This is a genomic window from Pseudaeromonas sharmana, from assembly GCF_042649925.1.
Taxonomy (GTDB): Bacteria; Pseudomonadota; Gammaproteobacteria; order Enterobacterales; family Aeromonadaceae; genus Pseudaeromonas; species Pseudaeromonas sharmana.
Genome location: NZ_JBHSAF010000001.1, coordinates 215,847 through 238,691 on the forward strand (window position 1 = coordinate 215,847; position 22,845 = coordinate 238,691).

Consider the following 22,845-nt stretch of genomic DNA (forward strand, 5'->3'; position numbering starts at 1 on the left):
GCATTAATCGAGACACGGATAGTCGGTCAGGCCCTTGGCTCCGCCCCCAAACAGCGTGGCGGGGTCATGTTGTGCCCATGGCGCCCCTTGCCGAATACGCTCTGGCAGATCGGGATTGGCGACAAACGGGCGACCAAAACCGATCAGGTCCGCCCAACCGTCACTGATAGCGGCACGTGCTCGCGCTGCATCATATTTCCCGGCGTAGATCAGCACGTTGGGAAATGCGGCCCGCAATGCCTGCTTGAACTCAACTCGCATGGTGGGGGCATCGTCCCAATCGGCTTCGGCAATGTGCAGGTAGGCGATCTGGTGCTGACCCAGCAGTCGAGCGGCGGCGGTATAGGTGGTTTCGGGATCGGCATCGACGGTGCCGTTGAGGGTTGTCAGTGGGGCCAGACGCACACCGACACGCTCGGCGCCGATTTCAGCGCAGACGGCTTGTGTCACTTCATCGAGAAAGCGCAGGCGATTCTCGAGTGAACCACCGTATTCATCGTCGCGGGTGTTGGACTCGGAATCGAGGAACTGGTTGATCAGATAGCCATTGGCACCGTGCAATTCGATGCCATCAAAACCCGCCTCCATGGCATTGCGCGCCGCGCGCCTGAATTCGGCGACGACGTCGGCAATTTCATCCCGGCTCAGCGCACGGGGGAGGGTGGTTTCGACAAATCCCGGCGCCTGGCTGCCATTATCGACAAACACCCGGACACCTTCGGCTCGCAGTGCCGAAGCCGAGATGGGCTGTTGGCCGCCGATGTTATCCGGATGCGTGACCCGGCCAACATGCCATAGCTGGGCGAAAATAAGCCCGCCCTTGGCGTGAACCGCTGTGGTGACCTGTTTCCAGCCAGCCACCTGTTCCGGACTATAGATACCCGGTGTCCACGCATACCCTTTACCGAGAGGGGATATCTGGGTCCCCTCGGCGATGATCAGGCCTGCGCTAGCTCGTTGAGCGTAGTATTCGGCCATCAAGGGGGTGGCGACATCGCCCGGCTGGCCGGCACGGGAACGGGTCATGGGAGGCATGACGATGCGGTTCGGTAACTGGTAATGGCCGAGCCGCAGTGGGCTGAACAGGCAATCTTCTGACATGAGGTGCTCCATCGGGTCACAGGAATAGCGCAACTCTAGCGCCGTACCACGGTCGGAAAAACCCTCTTCAGCTCAACAGATTGCTGCAAATTATGCAGCAATAAACCCTCAGGACTGTAAGCCTAGGCGTTTGGCCAAGCGGTTCAGATTGGCACGATCCAGCTCCAGCGCCCGGGCTGTGGCGCTCCAGTTGCCGTGGTGTGCCTCGAGAACCTGACAGATCAACTGGCGTTGGAAAGCATCCACGGCATCCCGTAACGAGGTCTCCGGCAGCGTATCCGGCCTGGTATGTTGTAGGTTAGCCGCGATGGTTGGCGGCGGTTCATCGGGGAGGTCCAGCTGCTGCGCCCGGATCAAGGGGCGATCCGAGGCTTCGCGTGCGGCTTTGAGACTGGCGCGCAGTAGCAGGTGCTCCAATTCCCGGACGTTGCCAGGCCAGTCGTAGGCTTGTAGCCGCGCCAGCGCCAGGGGATGCAGGCCAATTTGTTGCAAGCCAAGCTTGCTGCGTGCCTGATCGAGGAAATAGCCACACAGCAGGTCGATGTCGCCCTTGTGTTCGCGCAGGGCCGGCACGGCAAGCGGATAGACTTTTAGACGATGGTAAAGATCGGCCCGGAAACGACCGGCAGCCACCTCTTGCGCCAGATCGCGATTCGTGGCCGCAATCAGGCGGACATTCACGCGCAACAGGCGATCGGAACCAACGCGCTGGATCTCGCCTTGTTGCAAGGCGCGCAACAATTTGGCCTGTAACGCCAGCGGCAGCTCGCCGATTTCGTCCAGAAACAGGGTCCCGCCATCCGCCAGCTCGAATTTACCGGCGCGATCCTGGGTGGCCCCCGTGAAGGCGCCCTTGATATGGCCGAACAGCTCGCTTTCGGCTATCGATTCCGGTAAGGCGGCGCAGTTGATGTGCACCAGCACCTGATCGTGCCGGCGGGACTGGGCATGCAGGGTGCGCGCGACCAGCTCCTTGCCGGTGCCGGTCTCACCGGTAATCAACACCGCCAGATCGGTGGCCGCGACGAGCCGGATCTCTTCGCGTAATTTCTGCAGTTCGGGGCTACGGCCAATCAGTTCGCCTTCGCGGCGCTGCGCCTCCTGGACCAGCTCACGAGCCAGTGCGCGCTGTTGTTCCGTACTGCGCTCCAGTGCACGGATCAGTGCGACATTGCGCAAGGTTGCGGCGGCGAGGGCGGCAAAGGCGGCTATGGTCATGTCGTCGATCTGATCAAAGGCTCCCGGGGTCAAGGCATCTAGCGTCAAGACGCCGACCAGCTGCTGATCGACATACAGCGAGCAGCCCATGCAGGCATGGACATCGGCATTACGTTCGGTATCGATGGCCAGCCAGCCATCAAAGGGGTCCGGCAAACCGGCATCATCGGGAAAGCGCACGGGCTCCCGCATGCTGAGGATGCGCTGCAAGCGCGGATGCTCGGCCGGACGAAAGCGTTGGCCGATGAGTTCCGGCGCCAGACCATAGGTAGCAACGGGGCTCAGCTCACCTTCTTGTAATTTCAGCAGGGCAACGGCATCACAGGGCAACACATTGCAAATCGACTCCACAAGTCGCTGGTATTGCAGCTCGCCCGGCATGGAAGTGGAGAGACCCACGGCAATTTGCAGCCAGGCCTGGTCGCGCAATGGGGGTTTCATCGGCATAACGTGAGTCTTAATGACCAAGAGGTGGCCCATGTTACTCAATGATGTAGTGGCAATGCACCATTTTTAGCCGATAGGTTCGGGCTTACCGAGAAACTTCGGTTGCTTGTCCAGCAGGTAGACATCCAGCAGGCAGAGAACCCGGGCGAGCAACTCACGCAACCGGGTTTTGAAACCACTGTAGGCGCTGACATCCGCGGCATTAAACCCGATGGCCTGAATGCCGAAATGGCGTGCCAGATAGAGGGCGCGTTCGTTATGGAACTGCTGGGAGACCAGGGTGTAACTCTGCTGGCCAAATACCTCACGCGCGCGCACCACAGAGTCCAGGGTGCGGAAACCGGCATAGTCACTGTAGATGCGCTCGGCCGGGATGCCGGCTCGAATCAACGCCCGGCGCATCTCGCGCGGCTCGTTGTAGCTCAGGGTGGCGTTATCACCTGAGACCAGAAAATAGCTGGCTTTACCATGCTGATACAGGCTGGCCGCCGCCGCAATACGGTTGTGGAAGTAGTCATTTGGCGATCCATCAGCAAAATAGCGGGAGGTGCCCAGCACCACGGCGACCTTGTTGTAGGGAATTTGCGTGACATCCTGGTAGGTGAAGCGACGCATATCCGCAATCAGATAGTCGGCCAGCAATACCAGGCTGATGACAACGAGCAGCAGACTGGCACACAGGGAGAGCAACCAGCGCCACAGGTGACGTCTGGTGCGCAGCGGGCGGAGCAGACTGGCGCGCAGCCGCAACCAACCACCGGGAGTGACCGGGGTATCAGGCGGGGTTGGAATGGGCTCTGTCATCTGTCTAACCGAGATCCGCTACAGGCTAAGGCGCATGGTCATCAACACGGTTAGGTTACTATCCACGCGGCAGCGGGTAAACCGTCCCGCAGCCAGCAGCGAGGGTTTCGACTGTGATTGATGGAAAATACGGCAATCTGGCGCGCGGAAAGCAAACCGGAGGCTGAGCCTCCGGTGGGGGATTATTTGACTTCCTTGCCCTGTGCCTGCAGATCGGCGTGGTAGGAGGAGCGCACGAACGGGCCGCAGGCGGCATGGGTAAAGCCGAGATCCAGCGCGATCTGCTTGAGCTCGTCAAACTCGTGCGGTGGCACATAGCGTTTCACCGGGAGGTGGTGACGGCTGGGTTGCAGATATTGTCCCAGGGTCAGCATGGTGACGCCATGTGCACGCAAATCCTTGAGTATCTGAACAATCTCTTCGTTGGTCTCACCGAGCCCCATCATGACGCCGGACTTGGTTGGCAGGCCGGGGTGTTGCTCACCCATACGGCGCAGCAGTTCCAGCGACCACTTGTAATCGGCGCCAGGGCGGGCGGTACGATACAGACGGGGAGCGGTTTCCAGATTATGGTTGAACACGTCCGGTGGATTGAGCTTGAGGATCTCCAGCGCTGTCTCCATGCGCCCGCGAAAATCGGGGGTCAGGATCTCGATACGGGTGGCAGGCGACTCCTCACGGATGGCGGCAATGCAGTCGGCGAAGTGCTGGGCCCCCCCATCACGCAGATCATCACGATCCACAGAGGTGATCACCACATATTTGAGCTTCATCTCGGCGATGGTGCGAGCCAGCTTGCGCGGCTCCTCACTGTCCGGAGTCAGTGGCCGGCCGTGTGCCACATCGCAAAATGGACAGCGGCGGGTACAGATGGCGCCGAGGATCATAAAGGTCGCCGTGCCGTGGTTGAAGCACTCTGCGAGATTCGGACAGGAGGCTTCCTCACAGACCGAGTGCAGGTTGTTCTTGCGCATGATGTTTTTGACGGCCTGAATCTTCTCGCTGCTGGCCGGTAGACGGATACGCATCCAGTCTGGTTTCGGCAGCGGAGCTTCGTCAGCATCCGGCATGAATTTGACCGGAATCAGGGCCATCTTGTCGGCATCACGCAGCTTGATACCGGCTTCAACGCGTACGGTTTTACTCATAAGGTCAGCTCTTGAGTTGTGTCTGCCCATTCCTGAATGGACAGATGACGGCAGAGGTGAGGCAGCAGGCGGGCAGCCGCCTCCTCGACCTGTTGCGGGCCCCCGCGATCGGCGGTCTGGGTCATCGCCAGGCCGGCATAGCCACAGGGATTGATCTGTTGGAATGGCGTCAAATCCATGTTCACGTTCAACGCCAGGCCATGAAACGAACAGCCACGTCGGATCCGGAGCCCCAGCGAGGCAATCTTGGCATCGGCGACATAGACGCCAGGGGCATCCGCCTTGGGATAGGCCTGAATATGGTCTTCTGCCAGCAGCGCGACGATGGCGGCTTCAATGGCGGTGACAACATCACGCACGCCAAGCCCGCGTCGGCGCAGGTCGATGAGCAGATAGGCGATCAATTGACCTGGGCCGTGGTAGGTGATCTGGCCGCCGCGGTCAGATTGCACGACTGGAATTGCGCTGCTGTGCAGCAGATGTTCTGCTTTCCCGGCTTGTCCCTGGGTAAAGACGGCTTCATGTTGCAGCAGCCAGATCTCGTCCGGCGTCGAGGCATCACGCTGATCGGTGAACGTCTGCATTGCCTGCCAGATCGGCTGGTAGGGCTGCAATCCCAGATGACGGATGATGAGAGGAGCCGGTTGCACGCATGTTTCCCTTTTGTTAACAGCGGAACACATTATACCCACAGGGCAGGCGAATACCAGCCACAGCGATCGGGATCACAATACGACGCGAACCAGCTCCAGCTGACCCAGCGCTTCGTACATGGTCTCGAGGTGCTCTTTGCTGGTGGCCGTTACCGTGACCGTAACCGACAGGTAGTTACCTTTGGCACTGGGTTTGGTGGTGGGGACATAGTCGCCCGGTGCATGTAGCTGCAGTACACCAATCACCTGATCGGCGAGTTCTGGGTGGGCAACGCCCAGGACTTTGAACGGGAACTGGCAGGGAAAGTCCAGCAACTCATCAAACTTGGTATTGAGGGCCATAAGTTTCTCTCTTCGTGGTTTGGCGAATTAGACCGCCAAGAATAGTAAAAGTGCCAATAAACAGGCCCTGCAATGCAGGGCCTGTTGTGTCTGGATTTGCTGCCTGCCGCTATCAGGAGAGCAGTCGCTGGAACAACAGGACCAGATAGTCCCACAACCGGCTGAAGAGGCTGCCTTCGTTAACCTCTTCCAGCGCCACCAGCGGGTACTGGGCTACGTCCTTGCCATCCAGTTTCAGGTAGATGGTGCCGACGCTCTCTCCCTTCTTGATGGGGGCGTCCAGCTCGCCTTTCAACTGGAAATCGGCCTTCAATTTGCTGGCGCTGTTGCGCGGGACCACCAGATTGATCTCTTCGGCGGTACCGAGCTGGATTTCACTCTTGTCACCCATCCAGACGCGCTGGGTTGCCAGTGCCGCCCCAGCCTTGTACGGCGTCACGTTCTGGTAGAAGCGGAAGCCGTAGGTCAGCAGCTTCTTGCTCTCTTCGGCGCGTTGCGCCTCGCTGCCGGAACCGATGACGACGGAGATCAGGCGCATGTTGTCCGGACCGGTTGCAGACGCAACCAGGTTATAACCCACTTCGCTGACGTGGCCGGTCTTGATGCCATCGACAGCCAGGCTCTTGTCCCACAGCAGGCGGTTGCGGTTGTGCTGGACAATACCGTTGAAGGTGAAGTCCTTTTGCGAGTAGATCGCATACTCTTCAGGCAGATCGTGGATCAGGGCTCGGCCCAGCAGAGCCATGTCATACGCGCTGGAGTAGTGGTTCTGGTCATACAGGCCGTGGGCATTAACGAAGTGGGTTTCGTTCATCCCCAGGCGCTTGGCCCACTGGTTCATCAGACTGGCAAAGGAGTCTTCAGAGCCGGCAACGTGTTCGGCCATGGCGATACAGGCATCGTTACCGGACTGAATGATGATGCCTTTATTCAGGTTCTCGACGCTGACCTGCTTGCCGACTTCGATGAACATCTTCGAGGAGTCGGAGTAATTCTTGGCCCAGGCATTCTGGCTGATGGTCACCATGTCAGTCGGTTTGATGCGGCCTGATTTCAACTCCTGACCGATGACGTAGGAGGTCATCATCTTGGTCAGGCTGGCAGGCGGCAGGCGCTCGTGCTCATTGCTGCCGATCAGTACCTGACCTGTGTGGTAGTCCATCAACAGGAATGCCTTGGCGGCGATCTGCGGCGGGCTCGGCAGAGCGATAGGGGCTGGAGCCGGCATCGGCTTCGGGTCGAGCGTCGGTTGAGCATCCGGTGTCGGGACGACATCGGCCGCCATCACGGCAGCGGACAGGGTAAACGCGCTGCAGAAGAGAAAGGTTTTTGCCAGTTTCAACGTCGTGATCCTTGATATGTTGGCCCGGATCATCGGCCGGACCTGTTCGCGAGGGTTGCCACTATAGCAAAACGGGCTGCTAATGGCAGCCCTTGATCCGACTGTGCTGCACAGTCAGTGATCAATAAACGAAATAGGCTTGGCGCAGGCCGGCATCCCGCACCACCGTCAACATGACATCGGCTTGCTGTGGTGCCATGGGTCCCATGTGTAGCCGGTACATCTGGTTTGCATTGACGATGGTAATCGGGGTGCCAAATTTCTGGCTTAAACGGCTCGCCTCTTCCCGCGCACGGCTGGCGGAGTCGGTGGCCAGCAGCTGAATCGTCTTGGCCTGACTCTTGGCGATGATTTGGTCGGCATTGGCCGGACGTGGTGGATGAACCAGATCCAGTCTGACCTGAGCGACACCCTGGCCGACAATGCCCAGCCGTTGCGCCGCGCCAAATGACAGATCGAGAATACGATTGTCGTGGAAGGGGCCGCGATCGTTGATCCGTACGATCAGTGAACGGCCATTTTCCTTGTTGGTTACCCGGACATAACAGGGAATGGGCAAATTTTTGTGTGCTGCTGAGATAGCATATTGATCATAGACCTCACCGTTGGAGGTCAGCCGGCCATGAAACCCCGGGCCATACCAGGAGGCGGTTCCCTCCTCGCTGTACTGCTCGATATCGCGCCACACCTTGTAGGGTTGGCCAAACACCTCATAATCCCCATTGCCAATCCGGCTGTAGGGCTCGAATTGCGGAACCACGCCGGCGACCGGAATCAGGGCCGGATCGAGACGACCATAATCCTTGCGTTGGGCAAAGCGGCTGTTGTCTTGCTGTTCGGCGTCCGGCAAGGGGCTGGCGACAGTACGGAAATGGAAACCGGGGCTGCTATCGTTCTCCACCGTAATCTTGGGGGTGGAGATCCGGGTGCGGTATTCGTGAACTTCGGTCACACACCCGCTGAGGCCGACCAGTATCATGGCGGTCGACATCCACTGTATGATTCCCTTCATTCTGCTGCTTCCATGTTAATGGGGTCTGGTTGCCGCCGCAGGGCGTCCTCAGCCACAGGCGATAAGATACATCGGCCTGCAAGTGTCGGCACAGGATGCGGTTTGGTCAAGATCCGCACAAGCAGTTTGCGATCCGCATGACACCTTTTCAATTGATAAAGAACGCCTGCTGGTAGCCGCTGCTGCGCAGCCGTCGCAATGCCGCCTCGGCGCTGGCCTTGTCCAGAGGACCAACCTGCAGCCGGAATAGCGTATTGGCACTGACGATGCGCACCGCATCGCCATACTCCTTGCGCAGGTCCGAGGCGGCCGCTTCGGCTTTGCTCGCCGAGTTGGTAGCCATCAGCTGGATGGTTCTCGCCTCGTGGCGGGCAATGATCTCATCGGCGTTGGCTGGGCGCGGGACCTTGACCAGTTCCAGCCTGACGCGGGCGGTACCGGGTTTCACTATGCCCAGCCGGCTGGCTGCACCATGGGAGAGATCCAGGATCCGGTCTCCGTGGAACGGGCCGCGATCGTTAACCCGGACGACGATAGCCTGACCGTTATCCAGATTGGTTACTTTCAGGTAGGACGGCAGCGGCAAATTCTTGTGCGCCGCCGAAATCGATTCCTGGTCATACAGCTCGCCATTTGAGGTATACAGACCGTGGAAACCGGGGCCATACCAGGAGGCAGTACCCTCTTCGACATAGTGTTCGATGCCGTTCCACACTTTGTAGTCTTGGCCGAAGACCTGGTAGTCCTTGTTGCCGATGCGACTGGGCGGCTCAAAGCGCGGTGTTACCCCACCGACAGCGCTCTCGTTGGCGGGAGGCGTGGCCGGGGCCTGGGTGTTATGTATAGGAGCGGTCTGGCTGCAGGCGGTCAGCAGCAACAGGATACAAAGAACTCTAATTTGCATGGTATGCGCGCGCCAATTCCTGACTTAACTGATAAACGGCCATGGCATAGAGCGGACTACGGTTATAGCGGGTGATGACATAGAAATTCTGGCGCACCACCCAGTATTCACTGCCTTGTGCCAACTCCAGTTTAAGCAATTTCACCGCGGTGTCGGCAGGCAGTTGTGTGTCCAGCTTCACACCGGCGGCACTGAGCTGCTGCCAGGTGTGAACCAGCTCGAGTTTATCGGTCAGCACCGACGCCGGTACCGGTTCGCTGACCCGGGCCGGATAGGCGACAGCTTGACCATATTGCCAGCCATGCTCGGCAAAATAGTTGGCGACGCTGCCGATAGCATCTGCCGGGTTATGGAAGAGATCCCGATGGCCATCACCGTCGAAATCGACGGCATAATGCAGGTAACTGGTCGGCATAAACTGGCCCATGCCCATGGCGCCGGCGTAGGAGCCCATCGGTTCGCGCAGCGGCCAACCCTGCTCCTGTGCCAGGCGCAGATACTGGGCGAACTCCTTGCTGAAATAGGCGGCGCGCTTGGGGTAGTGGAAGCCCAGGGTATAGAGCGAATCGAGCACCGGATGGTTACCCATTCGCGTGCCGAAGTGGGTCTCGACGCCGATGATAGCGACGATTAGTTCAGCTGGAACCTGCAGGCGTGCCGCCGCGCGGTCCAGCAGTGATGCATGCTGGCGCCAGAATTGGACACCCTGTTCGATCCGGTCGTGAGTGATGAACAGCGGACGGTACTGGTACCAGGGCTTGGCTTCCCATGGCCGTTGTATGGCATCGAGAACGCTTTGGCGAAATTGTGCCTGCTCAACCCCGGCGGCCAGCTGCGTAGCGGGAATGTCCAGCTCACTGCTCAGTTGTTCCAACCGGGTGATATGGTCGGCGCTCAGCTCGGCGGCGGCCAGAGGCAGACTCATCCCCCATAACAACAAGATAACAACGCGCATTCTTTCTCCGTCGTTCAGGCCAGCAGGCGGCGGTGGGTCTGGATCGACATCAGGATGCCGAAACCGGCCGCCAGTGTCACCATCGATGTGCCGCCGTAGCTGACGAGGGGCAGCGGTACGCCAACCACCGGCAACAGGCCGCTGACCATGCCGATGTTGACAAAAATGTAGAAAAAGAAGGTTAAGGTCAGTGCGCCGCCCAGCAGCCGCTCGAAGGAGCCCTGGGCATTGAGGCTGATGCTCATGCAGCGGGCGATGACATACAGGTACAGGCTCATCAATAGTACGAAACCGATCAGACCGAACTCCTCACTGAACACCGCGAAGATAAAATCCGTATGGCGCTCTGGTAGGAACTCCAGCTGCGACTGGGTGCCGTTGAGCCAGCCTTTACCAAACAGGCCTCCGGAGCCGATGGCAATTTTGGACTGGATGATGTGGTATCCCGTTCCCAGCGGATCGGTTTCGGGGTCAAGGAACGTCAATACCCGCTGCCGCTGATAGTCGTGCATCAGGAAAAACCAGAGCACCGGCAGGAAGGCGCCGAGGGCCAGGACCGCGGCCAGGATCAGGTACCAGTTGATGCCGGCGAGGAAGATGACAAAGCAACCCGAGACGGCGACCAGGATGGAGGTGCCCAAATCCGGTTGTTCGGCAATCTGCAGCGTCGGAATGAAGACCAGTAACAGTGCGATGCAGACCTGTTTGAACGTCGGCGGGAGTGCGTGCCGACACAGATAGGCGGCAATGGTCATCGGCATGATGATCTTGAGGAATTCAGACGGCTGGAACTTGATGAATCCCAGGTCCAGCCAGCGCTGGGCACCCTTGCCGATGTGGCCAAAGATCATGACACACACCAGCAGCACCACGCACACCGCAAATGCCGGCGGTGCCCAACGGGCATAAAATGCCGGCGGGAACTGCGCCATGAATATCATCAACCCGAATGCCATGGTGGTCCGGATCAGTTGCCGCCCCAGCATTTCAGGATGCATGCCGGAGGCGGAGTAGAGCACAACCAGACTGACACACAAGAGTCCGAGCAGGCCCATCAGCAAGGGCAGATCAATATGGAAGCGCTGCCAGAGCGAGCGGTTCGGAGCGTTCATCAATCATCCTCCGGATTGGCTGGAACCGGGATGGGAGCATCGGTTACCGGGTTGCTGGTGGCTTCCGTCGCCTGGGGCGCGCTGTTGCTGGCTTCGCCTGTGGTGTCGGTGGGGGCCGCCGCACTGGCGGATGAGTCGAGCAAATAGGCATCCAGTACCGCACGGGCCACCGGGGCGGCATTGGCACTGCCGCCGCCCGCGTTTTCCATGATCAACGAAACCACGGCTTTGGGGGCCTCATAGGGGGCAAACGCGACAAAGAGTGCATTATCGCGGTGTTCCGCCTTCACGCGTTTGGCATCGTACTTTTGATCTTGCTTGATACTGATGACCTGAGCGGTCCCGGATTTGCCAGCGGCCTTGTAGGGGGTGTTGGCAAAGGCGCGACGACCGGTCCCCTCATGACCATTGATGACACGGAACATGCCCTCCATGGCCACTTTCCAGTAGCTGTCGTCCTTGACCTCGAGCGCCTTGTTCGTCGGTTCGCGGTAGGGCTCCTGATGGCCATCCCCCTCCTTGACCGACTTGAGCATGTGAGGAATCACATTCTGTCCATGTTGGGTCAGGATGCTGTGGGCTCGCGCCAGCTGGATCGGGGTTGCGGTCCAGTAGCCCTGGCCGATACCCACCGAGATGGTGTCGCCGAGGAACCACATCTGGTGGCGGCGGGCTCGTTTCCACTCACGGGACGGCATGACACCGCGTGTCTCTTCGTACAAATCCAGTCCCGAATACTGACCAAAACCAAATGCCGTCATGTATTTGTTCATCGTGTCTATGCCGGTGCGGTAGGCCAGGTCATAGAAGAAGGTGTCTGCGGAGACTTCGATGGCCCGGTAGACATCCAGCCAGCCGTGCCCCCATTTTTTCCAGTCGCGAAACTTGTGGCTGGAGCCTGGCAACTGGAAGAACGGGCCGCCGAAGTAGCGGCTGTAGGGGGTGATCGCCCCTTCATTCAAGCCCATGATGGCCAGCAACGGCTTGACGGTCGACGCCGGAGCGTAGCCACCCTGGCTGACCCGGTTGATCAGCGGGCGCGCCGGGTCATCCAGCAGCGCGGCGTACTCCTTGCTACGGATGCCGCGCACGAACATGTTCGGGTCGTAGCTTGGGGTGGAGACCAGTGCCAGCACGGCGCCACTGCCGGGGTCCATCAGCACCAGGCCTGCTCTTTGACCTTGCAATTGCTGCTGCACTTTTTGCTGCAGGCGGATATCGATGGTCAAGGTCAGATCTTTACCCGCGACAGGGGGCTGGTATTTCAGCGTGCGGATGACTCGTCCTCGGTTATTGACTTCGACTTCCTGATAACCAGATTGGCCATGTAGCAGGTCTTCGTAATATTTCTCGACGCCCAGCTTGCCAATATCCCGAGATGCGGCGTAATTGGCCAATTTGCCTTGTTCATCAAGTTTTTTCAGATCGTTGGTATTGATGCGGGCGACATAACCCAGGGCATGGGTCATGGTATCGGCAAACGGATAGTAGCGGGTCAGATAAGCTTCGATGCTGGCGCCGGGGAAACGGTACTGGTTTACCGAGAAGATGGCGACCTGCTCCTCGCTCAGCTTGTCGGCGAGCGAAATCGGCTGGAAGCGGCGATGGCGCTTGGCCTCCTTGAGAAAACGGCTCTTGTCCTCGTCGTCCAGGCCCAATAGCGTGACCAGCTCATCGACCTTGGCCGGGAGATCATCCATCTGCTCCGGTACTATCTCCAGGCTGAACACCGGACGATTTTCGGCCAGCAAGACCCCATTCCGGTCATAGATCAGGCCGCGAGGGGGGGCAACGGGGACGACCTTGATGCGGTTATCATTGGAGCGCGTCTGGTAGTCGTCATGATGGATAATCTGCACCACATACAAGTTGGCGAACAGCATCAAGGTCAGTACGCAGACGCCGGCCATGGCGGCATAGGCCCGACGCCGGAACAGGGCGGCTTCGGCGTGATTGTCCTTGATCGAAATGCGTTGCCCCACCATGCCTTACTCCCTGTGATACGGGTGATTGGCCGTGATGCTCCAGGCCCGATACAGGCTCTCGGCAACGACGACGCGTACCAGCGGGTGAGGCAGTGTGAGGGGGGAGAGCGACCAGCTTTGCTCCGCCAGATCTTTACACTCCGGTGCCAGTCCTTCGGGCCCGCCAATCAGCAACGCCACATCCCGACCATCCAGCTTCCAGGCTTCAAGCTGAGTGGCCAGTTGTTCCGTGGTCCAAGGCTTGCCGGGAATATCCAGCGTGACAATACGCGCACCTTTACTCGCCGCAGCGAGGGTCAGCTCGCCTTCCTTTTGCAGGATGCGGGCGATATCGGCATTCTTGCCGCGTTTACCGGCGGGGATTTCCACTAGCTCCAGAGGCATATCCTTCGGAAAACGGCGTTGGTACTCCTCAAAACCACGGGTTACCCAATCCGGCATCTTGGTGCCGACGGCGATGAGCTGGATCTTCATGCTCAGGCGGCCGCCTCGTTGAAATGACCGCTCCAGAGTTTTTCCAACTGGTACAGCTGACGCGTGTCATCCTGCATCACATGGATAATCACATCTCCCATGTCCACCAGTACCCACTCGCCGACATCCTGTCCTTCCATGCCAAGGGGCATCAGTCCGGCGTGGCGCAGCTCTTCGGCAACATGCTCGGCAATTGAGCGCACATGGCGGTTGGAGTTGCCGCTGCAGATAATCATGCAGTCGGTGATACTGGATTTGCCTCGAACATCGAGGGTAACGATGTCGCGGCCTTTCATGTCGTCTATCTTGTCGGCAATAAATGCATGCAGTGCAGGACCTTGCAAGAGTGGCCTCCGTCGGATAAGCGCTGATTCAATCAAATGGGCGGCGATTATATCACGCTACGGCAATAGATCCGCTGCTGCTGCAGATAATCGGCCGTCGCCGCTGGAATTCGACCTGCTACGGCCCGCCCTGCGGCCAGGTCGGCTCGCAACTGGGTCGCGGAGAGATCAATCGGGGTGTTTTGCATCCAATAGAGTCCGCCGTGGAGGTGCCGATGCAGGTCCGCTGGGTCACCCATTTGATGTTGCTGGATAAAATCGGCTAATTCCCCCTGTCGTGGCGCGGTCCAGCCGGGGCGGACACTGACGATCAGGTGGGCATAATCGGTCAGCTCCCGCCAGCGATGCCAATGCGGCAAACTGAGTAGCGAATCCATACCGATCAGGAAACAGAAGGGGGTATCCGGCAGCTCGAGACGCATCTGAATCAAGGTGTCTATGGTATAGGACGGACGATGGTGTCCGAGCTCGCGACCGTCGACGGTAAATCCCGGCATGCTGCTGACGGCCAGCTGCAGCATGGTCAGGCGCTGTTGTGCGCTGGCAATCGGTTGTGGCCGGTGAGGGGGGATGTGGTTTGGCATCAGGCGCATCTGTGCCAGTGCCAGTTTCTGCATGGTCTCCTGTGCTGGCATCAGGTGACCATAATGCACCGGATCAAAGGTGCCCCCCAGAATGCCGATGGCCGGTTTCACGCGGACACCAGTTTCAATGCGGCATCGTGGCGAAAGCCCAGACTCAGGCTCTGCAGCAGCAACCAGGCCTCTTCGGTCTCGAAGCGGCGAATGGCCCTGTCCAGTTGCACCGTCACGGCAATCAATTGATGCAAGCGTTCTGTGGTCAGCCGCTGTAATGCCTGCTGATACAGGGCTTGCCGGCTTGACCAGACGCGGGCTTTTTCCAGCAAGGGGCCCAGCGCCTGTCCATGGTCGCAGGCCAGACGCAACATCAGCAGTTGTTCCAGTTCCCGAGCGAGTGCCCAGGCCAGCATTCCCGCTTCCACCCCTTCGCCCCGCAGTTGCAACAACATGCGTTGGGCGCGATTGACCTTGCCATCGAGCAGGGTATCGATGAACTGAAACGGAGTGAAATGGTTCTGGCGGGTCACATTTTCTTGCAGCTGCAGCAGGCCCAGGGGTTGCGACAGATTGAGCAGAGCCAGTTTTTCCAGCTCTTGCGCCGCGCCGAGCAGGTTGCCTTCGAAGGCGTGACACATGAACTGTACGGCATCCGGTTGCAGCTTAAGGCCGTTGAGCTGGGCCCGCTGTTGCATCCAGCGCGGGAAGAATCGGCTGTCTGGAAAATTGATCGGGATGTAGACCCCTTGCCGCGACAGGTTATCAAACCATTTGGCTTTGGTTTGTGCCGCCGACAGCCGGGGGCCAAACAGGATCAGCAGCAGGTCCGGGTGCAGAGCATTAGCCAGCGATTGGCACTTCTCTGCCCAGTCCCGCGGCAGTTTTTCTCCGAGCTCAAGTTCGATGATTTGCCGGCTGGTAAACAGGCTCATGGCATGACAGCTAGCTTCGATCTGCTGCCATTCCGGGTTGTCGTCGAGGGTGTAACTGTGGCGTTCGGTATAGCCCTGTGCGGCGGCCGCCTGGCGGATGGCATCCAGACACTCCTGCTTTTGCAGAGGCTCGTCGCCAAACACCAGATAGCAGGGCTTGAGCCCTGCTTTGAGATTGTCTTGCAGCTGTTCGGCGTAGAGTCGCATCAGAACTTCACGCGACTGAGCTGGATGAGGATCAGCTCTGCCGTCTGTTCGCGCATCTCATCCCGCAGTTGTTCCTGTTCCCGGCTGGAGGCCAATGCCTCCGAACTCTTGTTCAGGAAACTGCGGTTGAACGCGGCGGTAAAGCGCTGCGTTGGGTGCCCGGCTTCAGTGACGGTATATTCGGTGTTGAACAGCATGATGTACTCAACGTTCTGGGCACGACTGTCCACCGAGGCAACCTGAATCTTGGTTTGCATCAAACCCAGCTTGAGCTCGGGAACGCCCTCCTTGGCCGGGACTATGCTGACGCCGACCCGCTGCAAACGCATGGCCACCGAGCGGTAGAGATCATCGCGCTCATCGCCGATCAAGGTGATTTCACGCACCGAGGGGATGGAATCCCCTCCGCGCATATGAAATCCACACCCGCTCAGCGTGATGCCGAGCAGCAGCAACCCCAGCAGACGGGTGAGGAAGCCGTTCACTTATGCCACCACCAGGTTCAACAGCTTGCCCGGCACATAGATGGCCTTGCGAACCTCTTTGCCGTCGGTGAATTTGGCCACACCGGCATCGGCAAAGGCCAACGCCTTGACCTGATCTTCATTCGCGTCCGCGGCGACGGTGATTTTACCCCGCACCTTGCCATTGACCTGCACCACCACCAGCTTTTCGTCTTCGACCAGCGCGGCGCTGTCAGCCTGCGGCCAGGCGGCATGGTCAATATCCCCGCTGCCCCCCAGAGCCTGCCACAAAGCGAAGCCGATATGCGGCACAATCGGATAGAGCATCAATACCACATTGCTCAGCACTTCCTGGGTCAGGGCACGATCCTGCGCGCGCTCCTGCGGGGCCTTGGCCAGACGGTTCATCAGCTCCATGATCGCAGCGATCGCGGTGTTGAAGGTCTGACGGCGGCCGATGTCATCGGAGACCTTGGCGATGGTCTTGTGCAGTTCACGGCGCAGGGTCTTCTGCTCGTTAGTCAGGCTGGCGACATCCAGCGCGGCGACGTCGCCACGCGCGACGTGCTCGGCCACCGCCTTCCACAGACGACGCAGGAAGCGTTGTGCACCCTCGACACCGGATTCCTGCCACTCGAGGGTCAGGTCAGCCGGGGAGGCGAACATCATGAACAGACGCACAGTGTCGGCGCCGTAGCGTTCCACCATCAGCTGCGGGTCGATGCCGTTGTTCTTCGACTTGGACATCTTGGTCATGCCGGCATGCACCACTTCACGACCTTGGTTGTCGACCGCCTTGGTGATGCGACCCTTCTCGTCACGCTCGACCTTGACATCGACCGGGCTGACCCAGACACGGGCGCCGTTGTCGGTGTAGTAGAAGGCATCGGCCAGCACCATGCCCTGACACAGCAGGCGAGTGAACGGCTCGTCGCTTTGCACCATGCCGGCATCGCGCAGCAGCTTGTGGAAGAAGCGCGCATACAGCAGGTGCATACAGGCGTGTTCGATACCGCCGATGTACTGATCGACCGGCAACCAGTGGTTGGCCTTGGCCGGATCGAGCATGCCTTCCTGATAGTCCGGGCAGCAGTAGCGCGCGTAATACCAGGAGGACTCCATGAAGGTGTCGAAAGTGTCGGTTTCGCGCAGGGCTGGCTGGCCGTGATAGGTGGTCTTGGCCCAGTTGGCATCGGCCTTGATCGGACTCTGCACGCCATCCATCACGACATCTTCCGGCAGGATCACCGGCAGTTGGTCAGCGGGGGCCGGCACCACGGTGCCATCTTCCAGATTCAGCATCGGGATTGGCGCACCCCAGTAACGCTGACGGGAGACGCCCCAGTCACGCAGGCGGTAGTTGATGGTCTTCTCGCCCTTGCCGAGCGCCACCAATTTGTCGCAGATGGCATTGAAGGCGGCCTGGAAATCCAGCCCGTCAAACTCGCCAGAGTTGAACAGCACACCCTTGTCGGTGTAGGCAGCAGCGGAGATATCCAGTTCGCTGCCATCGGCCGGACGGATCACGGCACGGATGTCGAGGCCATACTTCTGCGCGAATTCAAAGTCACGCTGATCGTGGGCCGGTACCGCCATCACGGCGCCGGTGCCGTAGTCCATCAGCACGAAGTTGGCGACCATCACCGGGACACGGCGGCCATCCAGCGGATGCAGGGCATACAGGCCGGTGGCCATACCCTTCTTCTCCATGGTAGCCAGTTCGGCTTCGGCGACCTTGGTGTTCTTGCACTCTTCGAGGAAGGCGGCCAATTCGGCGTTGTGTTCTGCGGCCTGCTTGGCCAGCGGGTGACCGGCGGCAATCGCCACATAGGTCACGCCCATCAGGGTATCCGGACGGGTGGTGTAGATGTCGAAGGTGTCGGTGCTTCCGTCGACCGCGAAGGTCATGGTCAGCCCTTCGGAGCGACCAATCCAGTTGCGCTGCATGGTCTTGACCATCTCCGGCCAACCATCCAGCTTGTCCAGATCGGTGAGCAGCTCTTCGGCGTAGGCGGTGATCTTGATAAACCACTGCGGGATCTCTTTTTGCTCCACCGGGGTGTCGCAACGCCAGCAGCAGCCGTCCTGGACCTGCTCGTTGGCGAGCACGGTCTGGTCGTTCGGACACCAGTTGACCGAGGAGGTCTTCTTGTAGACCAGCCCTTTCTTGAACAGTTCGGTGAAGAACCACTGTTCCCAGCGGTAGTAGTCCGGGGTGCAGGTGGCGACTTCACGATCCCAGTCGTAACCGAGGCCCAGCATCTTCAGCTGGCCCTTCATGTATTCGATGTTCTCGTAGGTCCACTTGGCCGGGGCCGAGTTGTTCTTGATGGCGGCGTTTTCTGCCGGCAGGCCGAAGGCGTCCCAGCCAATGGGCTGCATGACGTTTTTGCCATTCAGGCGCTGGAAGCGGGAGATGACGTCACCGATGGTGTAGTTGCGCACATGCCCCATGTGTAGACGACCAGACGGATACGGGAACATGGAGAGGCAGTAGAACTTCTCCTTGTCGACCTTTTCCACGGCCTTGAACGTCAGGTTCTTGGCCCAATGCTGCTGGACGTTGGATTCCAGTTCCTGGGGATTGTAGTGCTCTTGCATGGCTGACATCAGTGACATCCGATATGTGTGAATTGGATAGACTATCCTGTTGGAAAATGGCCATAGAATACTGATTAACGCCCTTGCCAACAATAGCGGGGCGGGTTGGCACTGCCGGCAATGGCATCAACCCGCCTGCCCGATGAGGAAGGAGAGCCACCATGCCAAGACAACAGCAAGCCTATGAAGTCTTTATCCAGCGCCTGAAACAGGAGTGGCAGGACGCCGATCCCGGTGCCTCACTACAGAGCCTGCTGGAGAAAACGCAGGCCTACCTGGAGGCCGCGGGTGAGCTGACGCGCGATGAATGGGCCTTGATACGCGAATATGTCCGTCGCGACTTGCAGGATTTTGATCAGGCGCCTGGCGGCTATCGGGACTCGGCTTTCTACCAGGCACTGCAGACTTCGGTCTGGGGCTGGTTGCTGGAATTGACCGATCGCACTCAGGTTGAGTGGATCTCGGTCCTGGACGAGGTCCAGCACAAGGGGGTCTTTCTTGCCGGTGAGCGCATGGGGCTGGGGGTTCTGGTGTGCGAACAATGCGGCTATCGGCGTGAGGTGTTACATCCGGAACGGATAGTCAGCTGCATCCAATGTGGTGGTACCCGTTTTCATCGCGAGCCGCTGGCGCCTTAATGCGGCATTTGCGCTCTGAAATCGAAGCCTGCTCGTTACGCAGGCTTTTTTTATGCGCCTTGTCTCACATCCAAGTTGAATTTTTATTCTCTTAGGGGAAAAATGCCGTCCCGGTTACCACGTATCCTCGAACCGCTCCGGCTTGGGGTGCGGGTCTACCTGGCTCACCAGCTTGGTGGGTTGCTTTGGCCAACGACAACGATACAGGAACGCTATGAACAAGCTCCGCTCCGCTGCCTCCGCACTGCTGGGTGCTCTGGTACTCATCAGCCAGCCGGCTGCTGCGCTCGAATATCCGCTGCCGCCAGCGGGAAGCCGTCTGATTGGTGAAAATCAGGAATACACAGTCCCGGAAGGCAATCTGCCGCTGGAAGCCATTGCGGCCCAGTTCCAGCTCGGCTTGACCAACATGCTGGAAGCGAACCCGGGCGTCGATCCCTATCTGCCCAAGCCAGGCAGCACGCTGCTGATCCCGCATCAGTTGATCCTGCCGGATGCGCCGCGTGAAGGCATCATCATCAACGTGGCCGAGATGCGTCTGTATTACTACCCGAAGGGGCGCAACGTTGTCGAAGTTCTGCCGATCGGTATCGGTCAATTGGGCACTGATACCCCGGAAAACTGGGTGACCACGGTGCAACGCAAGAAAGCCAATCCGACCTGGACTCCGACCGCTAAGGTACACGCCGAATATGCGGCCAAGGGTGAGCCCTTGCCTGCGGTATGGCCGGCTGGCCCGGACAACCCGATGGGGTTGTTTGCACTGTATATCGGTCGTCTGTACGCCATTCATGGCACCAACGCCTCCTTCGGTATTGGTCTGCGTGTCAGCCACGGTTGCGTGCGTCTGCGCAATGACGATATCGAATACCTGTTCAAGCAGGTTCCTGTCGGTACGCGTGTCCAGTTCGTCAACCAACCGGTCAAAGCCTCGGTTGAGCCGGATGGCGGGCGTTATATCGAAGTTCACGAGCCGCTGTCCCGAACTCATGAAGAGTTGAACTCAAACATGTCGGTGCCGTTGCCGATGACTCCGGCGCTGACCCGTTTCATCGCCCACGCCGATACGGACTCACTGGCCGTGAAGCAAGCGTTGGAACAGCGCACCGGCGTCCCGCTGCGTCTGAATCCGATTGTGATTGCCAGCGAGAATTGATCGCCAGCAGGGAAGAAAAGGCGACCGGATGGTCGCCTTTTTTGTCTGCGGATTCCGGCTTGCGTCGTCAGCCAGCAAGGCGGCGCAGCCGTAGCATCACTGCCAGCAAGACGAGTATTTTATTTAAAAATCATAAGCATATTGTTTTGATTGGTCATCAAAAAAGCGTCTGTCGTGGATGCGGCGAGCGCAGGGGAGCAGCTTGGCGCCTACGTCAGTGAATTTTTGGGTTTGACCTCCAGTCGGGCGTTGTCTCACCCCTCGGCGCCTGTGTACACTGCGGCCTGGTTTGCAAGGTAGCGAGCCGGGCCAGGATGGAGTAAGTCATGCCAAATCTGTTGTGGAGCGATAAACGCAAGTTTGTCTGGGCGTTGAGCCTGATACTGCTATCGGCATTTTTTCTGACCAGCTGGAGTAGTTACCGGGTTGCCCACAATTCACTGAGTGAGCAGATCGAATACAACACGCTGCCGCTGACCAGTGACAACATCTATTCCGAAATCCAGCAGGATTTACTGCGGCCGATCTTTATCTCATCGCTGATGGCACATGACACCTTCGTGCGTGACTGGGCGTTGCAGGATGAAAAAGAGCCGGCGCCCATGGTGCGTTACCTGAAGGAGCTGCAGGACCGATTCGGCACTGTTACCAGCTTTTTCGTCTCAGACAAGAGCGGCAAATATTACCACTCCTCCGGTGTCTTGAAGACGGTCAGTCCGACCGATCCGGCGGATAGCTGGTACTATCGGGTACGGGACCTGGCGCCCGGCGAAGAGTATGAGATCAACATCGATCAGGATACGGCCGATCGCAACAAGACCACAGTGTTCGTCAACTACCGGGTCTATGACTTTAACAAGGGACTGATCGGTGTCACCGGAGTCGGCTTGGCGGTCGACAAGGTGCGCCATCTGATCGAAAAGTACCAGCAGCGCTATAACCGCACTGTCTACTTTGTTGACCAATCCGGTCAGGTGACATTACACGGCAAGCGGTTTCACGGTGCCAACTCGCTGCATGAAGACCCAGTGCTGGCACCGTTGGCAACACGGATTCTTACGACCCCTAGTGGCTCATATCAATATGAGCGCGATGGCGTCCCCGTGTTCCTCAACAGCCGTCTGGTGCCTGAGTTCAAATGGTATCTGATGGTCGAGCAGACGACCCATGAATCCGAGTCGCAATTGCAGACTACGCTTTGGGGCAATCTGCTGGTCAGTGGCGCGGTTACGTTGCTGATCCTGTTCATCGCCAATCTGACGCTTGGGCGTTATCAGCGGCGCATCGAACAGATGGCTTCAACCGACAAGCTGACCGGGACCATCAGCCGTCAGGTTTTTCAGGTTACCTTCGACCACCTGTTGGCACAAAGCCGGCGCCAGCAATCGCCTATCTCGCTGATTCTGTTTGATATTGACCACTTCAAAGAGGTTAATGATCGCTTTGGTCACAACGTCGGTGACATGGCGTTGCGGCGGGTGGCGCAACAGGTGCAGTCCCTGGTTCGCAGTTCGGACGTCGTTTGCCGCTGGGGGGGGGAGGAGTTTGTCGTGTTATTGCCGGAGTGCGATGGCCTGGCGGCGGTGGCGCTGGCGGAGAAGGTCCGTGATGCGGTCGCGGTCATGACGATGGATGTAAATGGCGAGGCGCTGGCGGTGACCGTCAGTGCCGGTGTTGCCGAATATCAGGAAGAGAGCGGCACCAGTGTGCTTAACCGGGCAGACAAGGCGCTCTATCGCGCCAAGGCTTCGGGACGTAACCGCGTGGTGCTGGCGGGCTAAACGGCAACTGCAGAAAAAAAATGGGAGCCTGGCTCCCATTTTTTATGCGCTTGGCATGCACGCCCTAGGCCTTTTTCAAGTAGGCGGCCACCAGGACAATCTGGATGCCGTTGACCTTGCCTTCAATGTGCAGGGGGTTGTTGGTCAGGCGAATGCCCTTGACCAGGGTGCCGCGCTTAGCGGTGAAACCGGCGCCCTTGACCTCCAGGTCCTTGATCAGGGTGACGCTGTCACCTTCCTGCAGAGGATTGCCGTTAGAGTCGAGTGTCGGTGCCTCGGCATCGTCATCCTGTGCGCTGTGGGTGGCACCTGCTTCTGCCCACTGCCGGGTCTCATCATCCAGATAGAGCATGTCCAATTGCTCCTGAGCCCAGTGTTCACCCTGCTGGCTGAGGAAGTGCAGTTGGCGCCATGCCAGTACCTGTACCGCTGGGACCGGACTCCACATGCTGTCACTCAGGCAACGCCAGCGGTTGCTATCACCGGCGGTTTGCAGTTGGCTGCGGCAGTCGGCGCACAGCAGCACGCTATGGTCGGCATCCTCGCTGGGTGAAGCCGGAACGGCGTACACGTCCAGCGCCTGCTCGGCGGCACACAGTTCACATTTGGCGCCACTGCGCGCCATCAGGCTGGCTTCGATGCTCATG

The 22,845-nt window shown here is 59.0% G+C and carries 21 protein-coding genes and 1 pseudogene; 3 read left to right on the forward strand and 19 right to left on the reverse strand.

Features of this window, described 5'->3' with window-relative positions; translation table 11 throughout:
• Window positions 1-3: 3 nt before the first annotated feature.
• The 18 genes and pseudogenes from ACFOSS_RS01005 to leuS all read right to left on the reverse strand — a co-directional run bounded on the left by ACFOSS_RS01005 (window position 4) and on the right by leuS (window position 18,623).
• Window positions 4-1,101, reverse strand: a complete 1,098-nt coding sequence (locus ACFOSS_RS01005) for an alkene reductase (RefSeq protein WP_377150001.1) — start codon at window positions 1,099-1,101, stop codon at window positions 4-6.
• Between the two features lie 108 nt (window positions 1,102-1,209).
• Window positions 1,210-2,760, reverse strand: coding sequence for a nitric oxide reductase transcriptional regulator NorR (norR, locus tag ACFOSS_RS01010; RefSeq protein WP_377150003.1), 1,551 nt, complete (start codon window positions 2,758-2,760; stop codon window positions 1,210-1,212).
• Window positions 2,761-2,832: 72 nt separating this feature from the next.
• Window positions 2,833-3,570: a SanA/YdcF family protein gene (locus ACFOSS_RS01015; RefSeq protein WP_377150005.1), complete on the reverse strand. Its 738-nt coding sequence runs from the start codon at window positions 3,568-3,570 to the stop codon at window positions 2,833-2,835.
• Window positions 3,571-3,752: 182 nt separating this feature from the next.
• A complete protein-coding gene (lipA, locus tag ACFOSS_RS01020; RefSeq protein ID WP_377150008.1) occupies window positions 3,753-4,718 on the reverse strand; it encodes a lipoyl synthase in 966 nt (321 codons plus the stop codon).
• Window positions 4,715-5,401: a lipoyl(octanoyl) transferase LipB gene (lipB, locus tag ACFOSS_RS01025; protein WP_377150010.1), complete on the reverse strand. Its 687-nt coding sequence runs from the start codon at window positions 5,399-5,401 to the stop codon at window positions 4,715-4,717. Before lipB ends, lipA begins: the two co-directional genes overlap by 4 nt.
• A 42-nt stretch (window positions 5,402-5,443) precedes the next feature.
• Window positions 5,444-5,713 carry a DUF493 family protein YbeD gene (gene ybeD, locus ACFOSS_RS01030; RefSeq protein ID WP_377150012.1) on the reverse strand — a complete coding sequence of 90 codons (270 nt, stop codon included), beginning with the start codon at window positions 5,711-5,713 and terminating at the stop codon, window positions 5,444-5,446.
• Between the two features lie 112 nt (window positions 5,714-5,825).
• The gene (locus ACFOSS_RS01035; protein ID WP_377150637.1) at window positions 5,826-6,998 is read right to left on the reverse strand and encodes a serine hydrolase; all 1,173 of its coding nucleotides are present in this window, start codon (window positions 6,996-6,998) and stop codon (window positions 5,826-5,828) included.
• Window positions 6,999-7,176: 178 nt separating this feature from the next.
• Complete coding sequence (locus tag ACFOSS_RS01040; RefSeq protein WP_377150014.1) at window positions 7,177-8,067, reverse strand: septal ring lytic transglycosylase RlpA family protein; 891 nt, start codon at window positions 8,065-8,067, stop codon at window positions 7,177-7,179.
• A gap of 148 nt (window positions 8,068-8,215) precedes the next feature.
• Complete coding sequence (locus tag ACFOSS_RS01045; RefSeq protein WP_377150017.1) at window positions 8,216-8,971, reverse strand: septal ring lytic transglycosylase RlpA family protein; 756 nt, start codon at window positions 8,969-8,971, stop codon at window positions 8,216-8,218.
• The gene (gene mltB, locus ACFOSS_RS01050; RefSeq protein WP_377150019.1) at window positions 8,961-9,926 is read right to left on the reverse strand and encodes a lytic murein transglycosylase B; all 966 of its coding nucleotides are present in this window, start codon (window positions 9,924-9,926) and stop codon (window positions 8,961-8,963) included. Before mltB ends, ACFOSS_RS01045 begins: the two co-directional genes overlap by 11 nt.
• A gap of 14 nt (window positions 9,927-9,940) precedes the next feature.
• Window positions 9,941-11,038, reverse strand: coding sequence for a rod shape-determining protein RodA (rodA, locus tag ACFOSS_RS01055; protein ID WP_377150020.1), 1,098 nt, complete (start codon window positions 11,036-11,038; stop codon window positions 9,941-9,943).
• Between the two features lie 43 nt (window positions 11,039-11,081).
• Window positions 11,082-13,023: pseudogene (gene mrdA / locus ACFOSS_RS01060) on the reverse strand (penicillin-binding protein 2).
• 3 nt (window positions 13,024-13,026) lie between these two features.
• Window positions 13,027-13,497: a 23S rRNA (pseudouridine(1915)-N(3))-methyltransferase RlmH gene (gene rlmH, locus ACFOSS_RS01065; protein ID WP_377150022.1), complete on the reverse strand. Its 471-nt coding sequence runs from the start codon at window positions 13,495-13,497 to the stop codon at window positions 13,027-13,029.
• A gap of 2 nt (window positions 13,498-13,499) precedes the next feature.
• Complete coding sequence (gene rsfS, locus ACFOSS_RS01070; protein ID WP_377150024.1) at window positions 13,500-13,841, reverse strand: ribosome silencing factor; 342 nt, start codon at window positions 13,839-13,841, stop codon at window positions 13,500-13,502.
• Window positions 13,842-13,888: 47 nt separating this feature from the next.
• Window positions 13,889-14,536, reverse strand: a complete 648-nt coding sequence (gene nadD, locus ACFOSS_RS01075) for a nicotinate-nucleotide adenylyltransferase (protein WP_377150026.1) — start codon at window positions 14,534-14,536, stop codon at window positions 13,889-13,891.
• Window positions 14,533-15,558: a DNA polymerase III subunit delta gene (gene holA / locus ACFOSS_RS01080; RefSeq protein WP_377150028.1), complete on the reverse strand. Its 1,026-nt coding sequence runs from the start codon at window positions 15,556-15,558 to the stop codon at window positions 14,533-14,535. Before holA ends, nadD begins: the two co-directional genes overlap by 4 nt.
• Window positions 15,558-16,043, reverse strand: a complete 486-nt coding sequence (locus tag ACFOSS_RS01085; protein ID WP_377150030.1) for an LPS-assembly lipoprotein LptE — start codon at window positions 16,041-16,043, stop codon at window positions 15,558-15,560. The genes holA and ACFOSS_RS01085 overlap by 1 nt, the downstream gene beginning before the upstream one ends.
• A complete protein-coding gene (gene leuS, locus ACFOSS_RS01090) occupies window positions 16,044-18,623 on the reverse strand; it encodes a leucine--tRNA ligase (protein ID WP_377150638.1) in 2,580 nt (859 codons plus the stop codon).
• Window positions 18,624-18,784: 161 nt separating this feature from the next.
• Here leuS and ACFOSS_RS01095 point away from each other — a divergent pair, with 161 nt between their 5' ends.
• The 3 genes from ACFOSS_RS01095 to ACFOSS_RS01105 all read left to right on the forward strand — a co-directional run bounded on the left by ACFOSS_RS01095 (window position 18,785) and on the right by ACFOSS_RS01105 (window position 22,198).
• On the forward strand, window positions 18,785-19,261 hold the full coding sequence (locus ACFOSS_RS01095; protein WP_377150032.1) for a zinc ribbon-containing protein: 477 nt from the start codon (window positions 18,785-18,787) through the stop codon (window positions 19,259-19,261).
• A gap of 214 nt (window positions 19,262-19,475) precedes the next feature.
• Window positions 19,476-20,417 carry a L,D-transpeptidase family protein gene (locus ACFOSS_RS01100; RefSeq protein WP_377150034.1) on the forward strand — a complete coding sequence of 314 codons (942 nt, stop codon included), beginning with the start codon at window positions 19,476-19,478 and terminating at the stop codon, window positions 20,415-20,417.
• A 326-nt stretch (window positions 20,418-20,743) separates the two neighbouring features.
• Entirely contained in the window at window positions 20,744-22,198 is a 1,455-nt protein-coding gene (locus ACFOSS_RS01105) for a sensor domain-containing diguanylate cyclase (protein ID WP_377150036.1), read from the forward strand.
• A 64-nt stretch (window positions 22,199-22,262) separates the two neighbouring features.
• Here ACFOSS_RS01105 and ACFOSS_RS01110 read toward each other — a convergent pair whose 3' ends face one another.
• On the reverse strand, window positions 22,263-22,844 hold the full coding sequence (locus ACFOSS_RS01110) for a PhnA domain-containing protein (protein WP_377150038.1): 582 nt from the start codon (window positions 22,842-22,844) through the stop codon (window positions 22,263-22,265).
• Between the last annotated feature and the right edge of the window lies 1 nt (window position 22,845).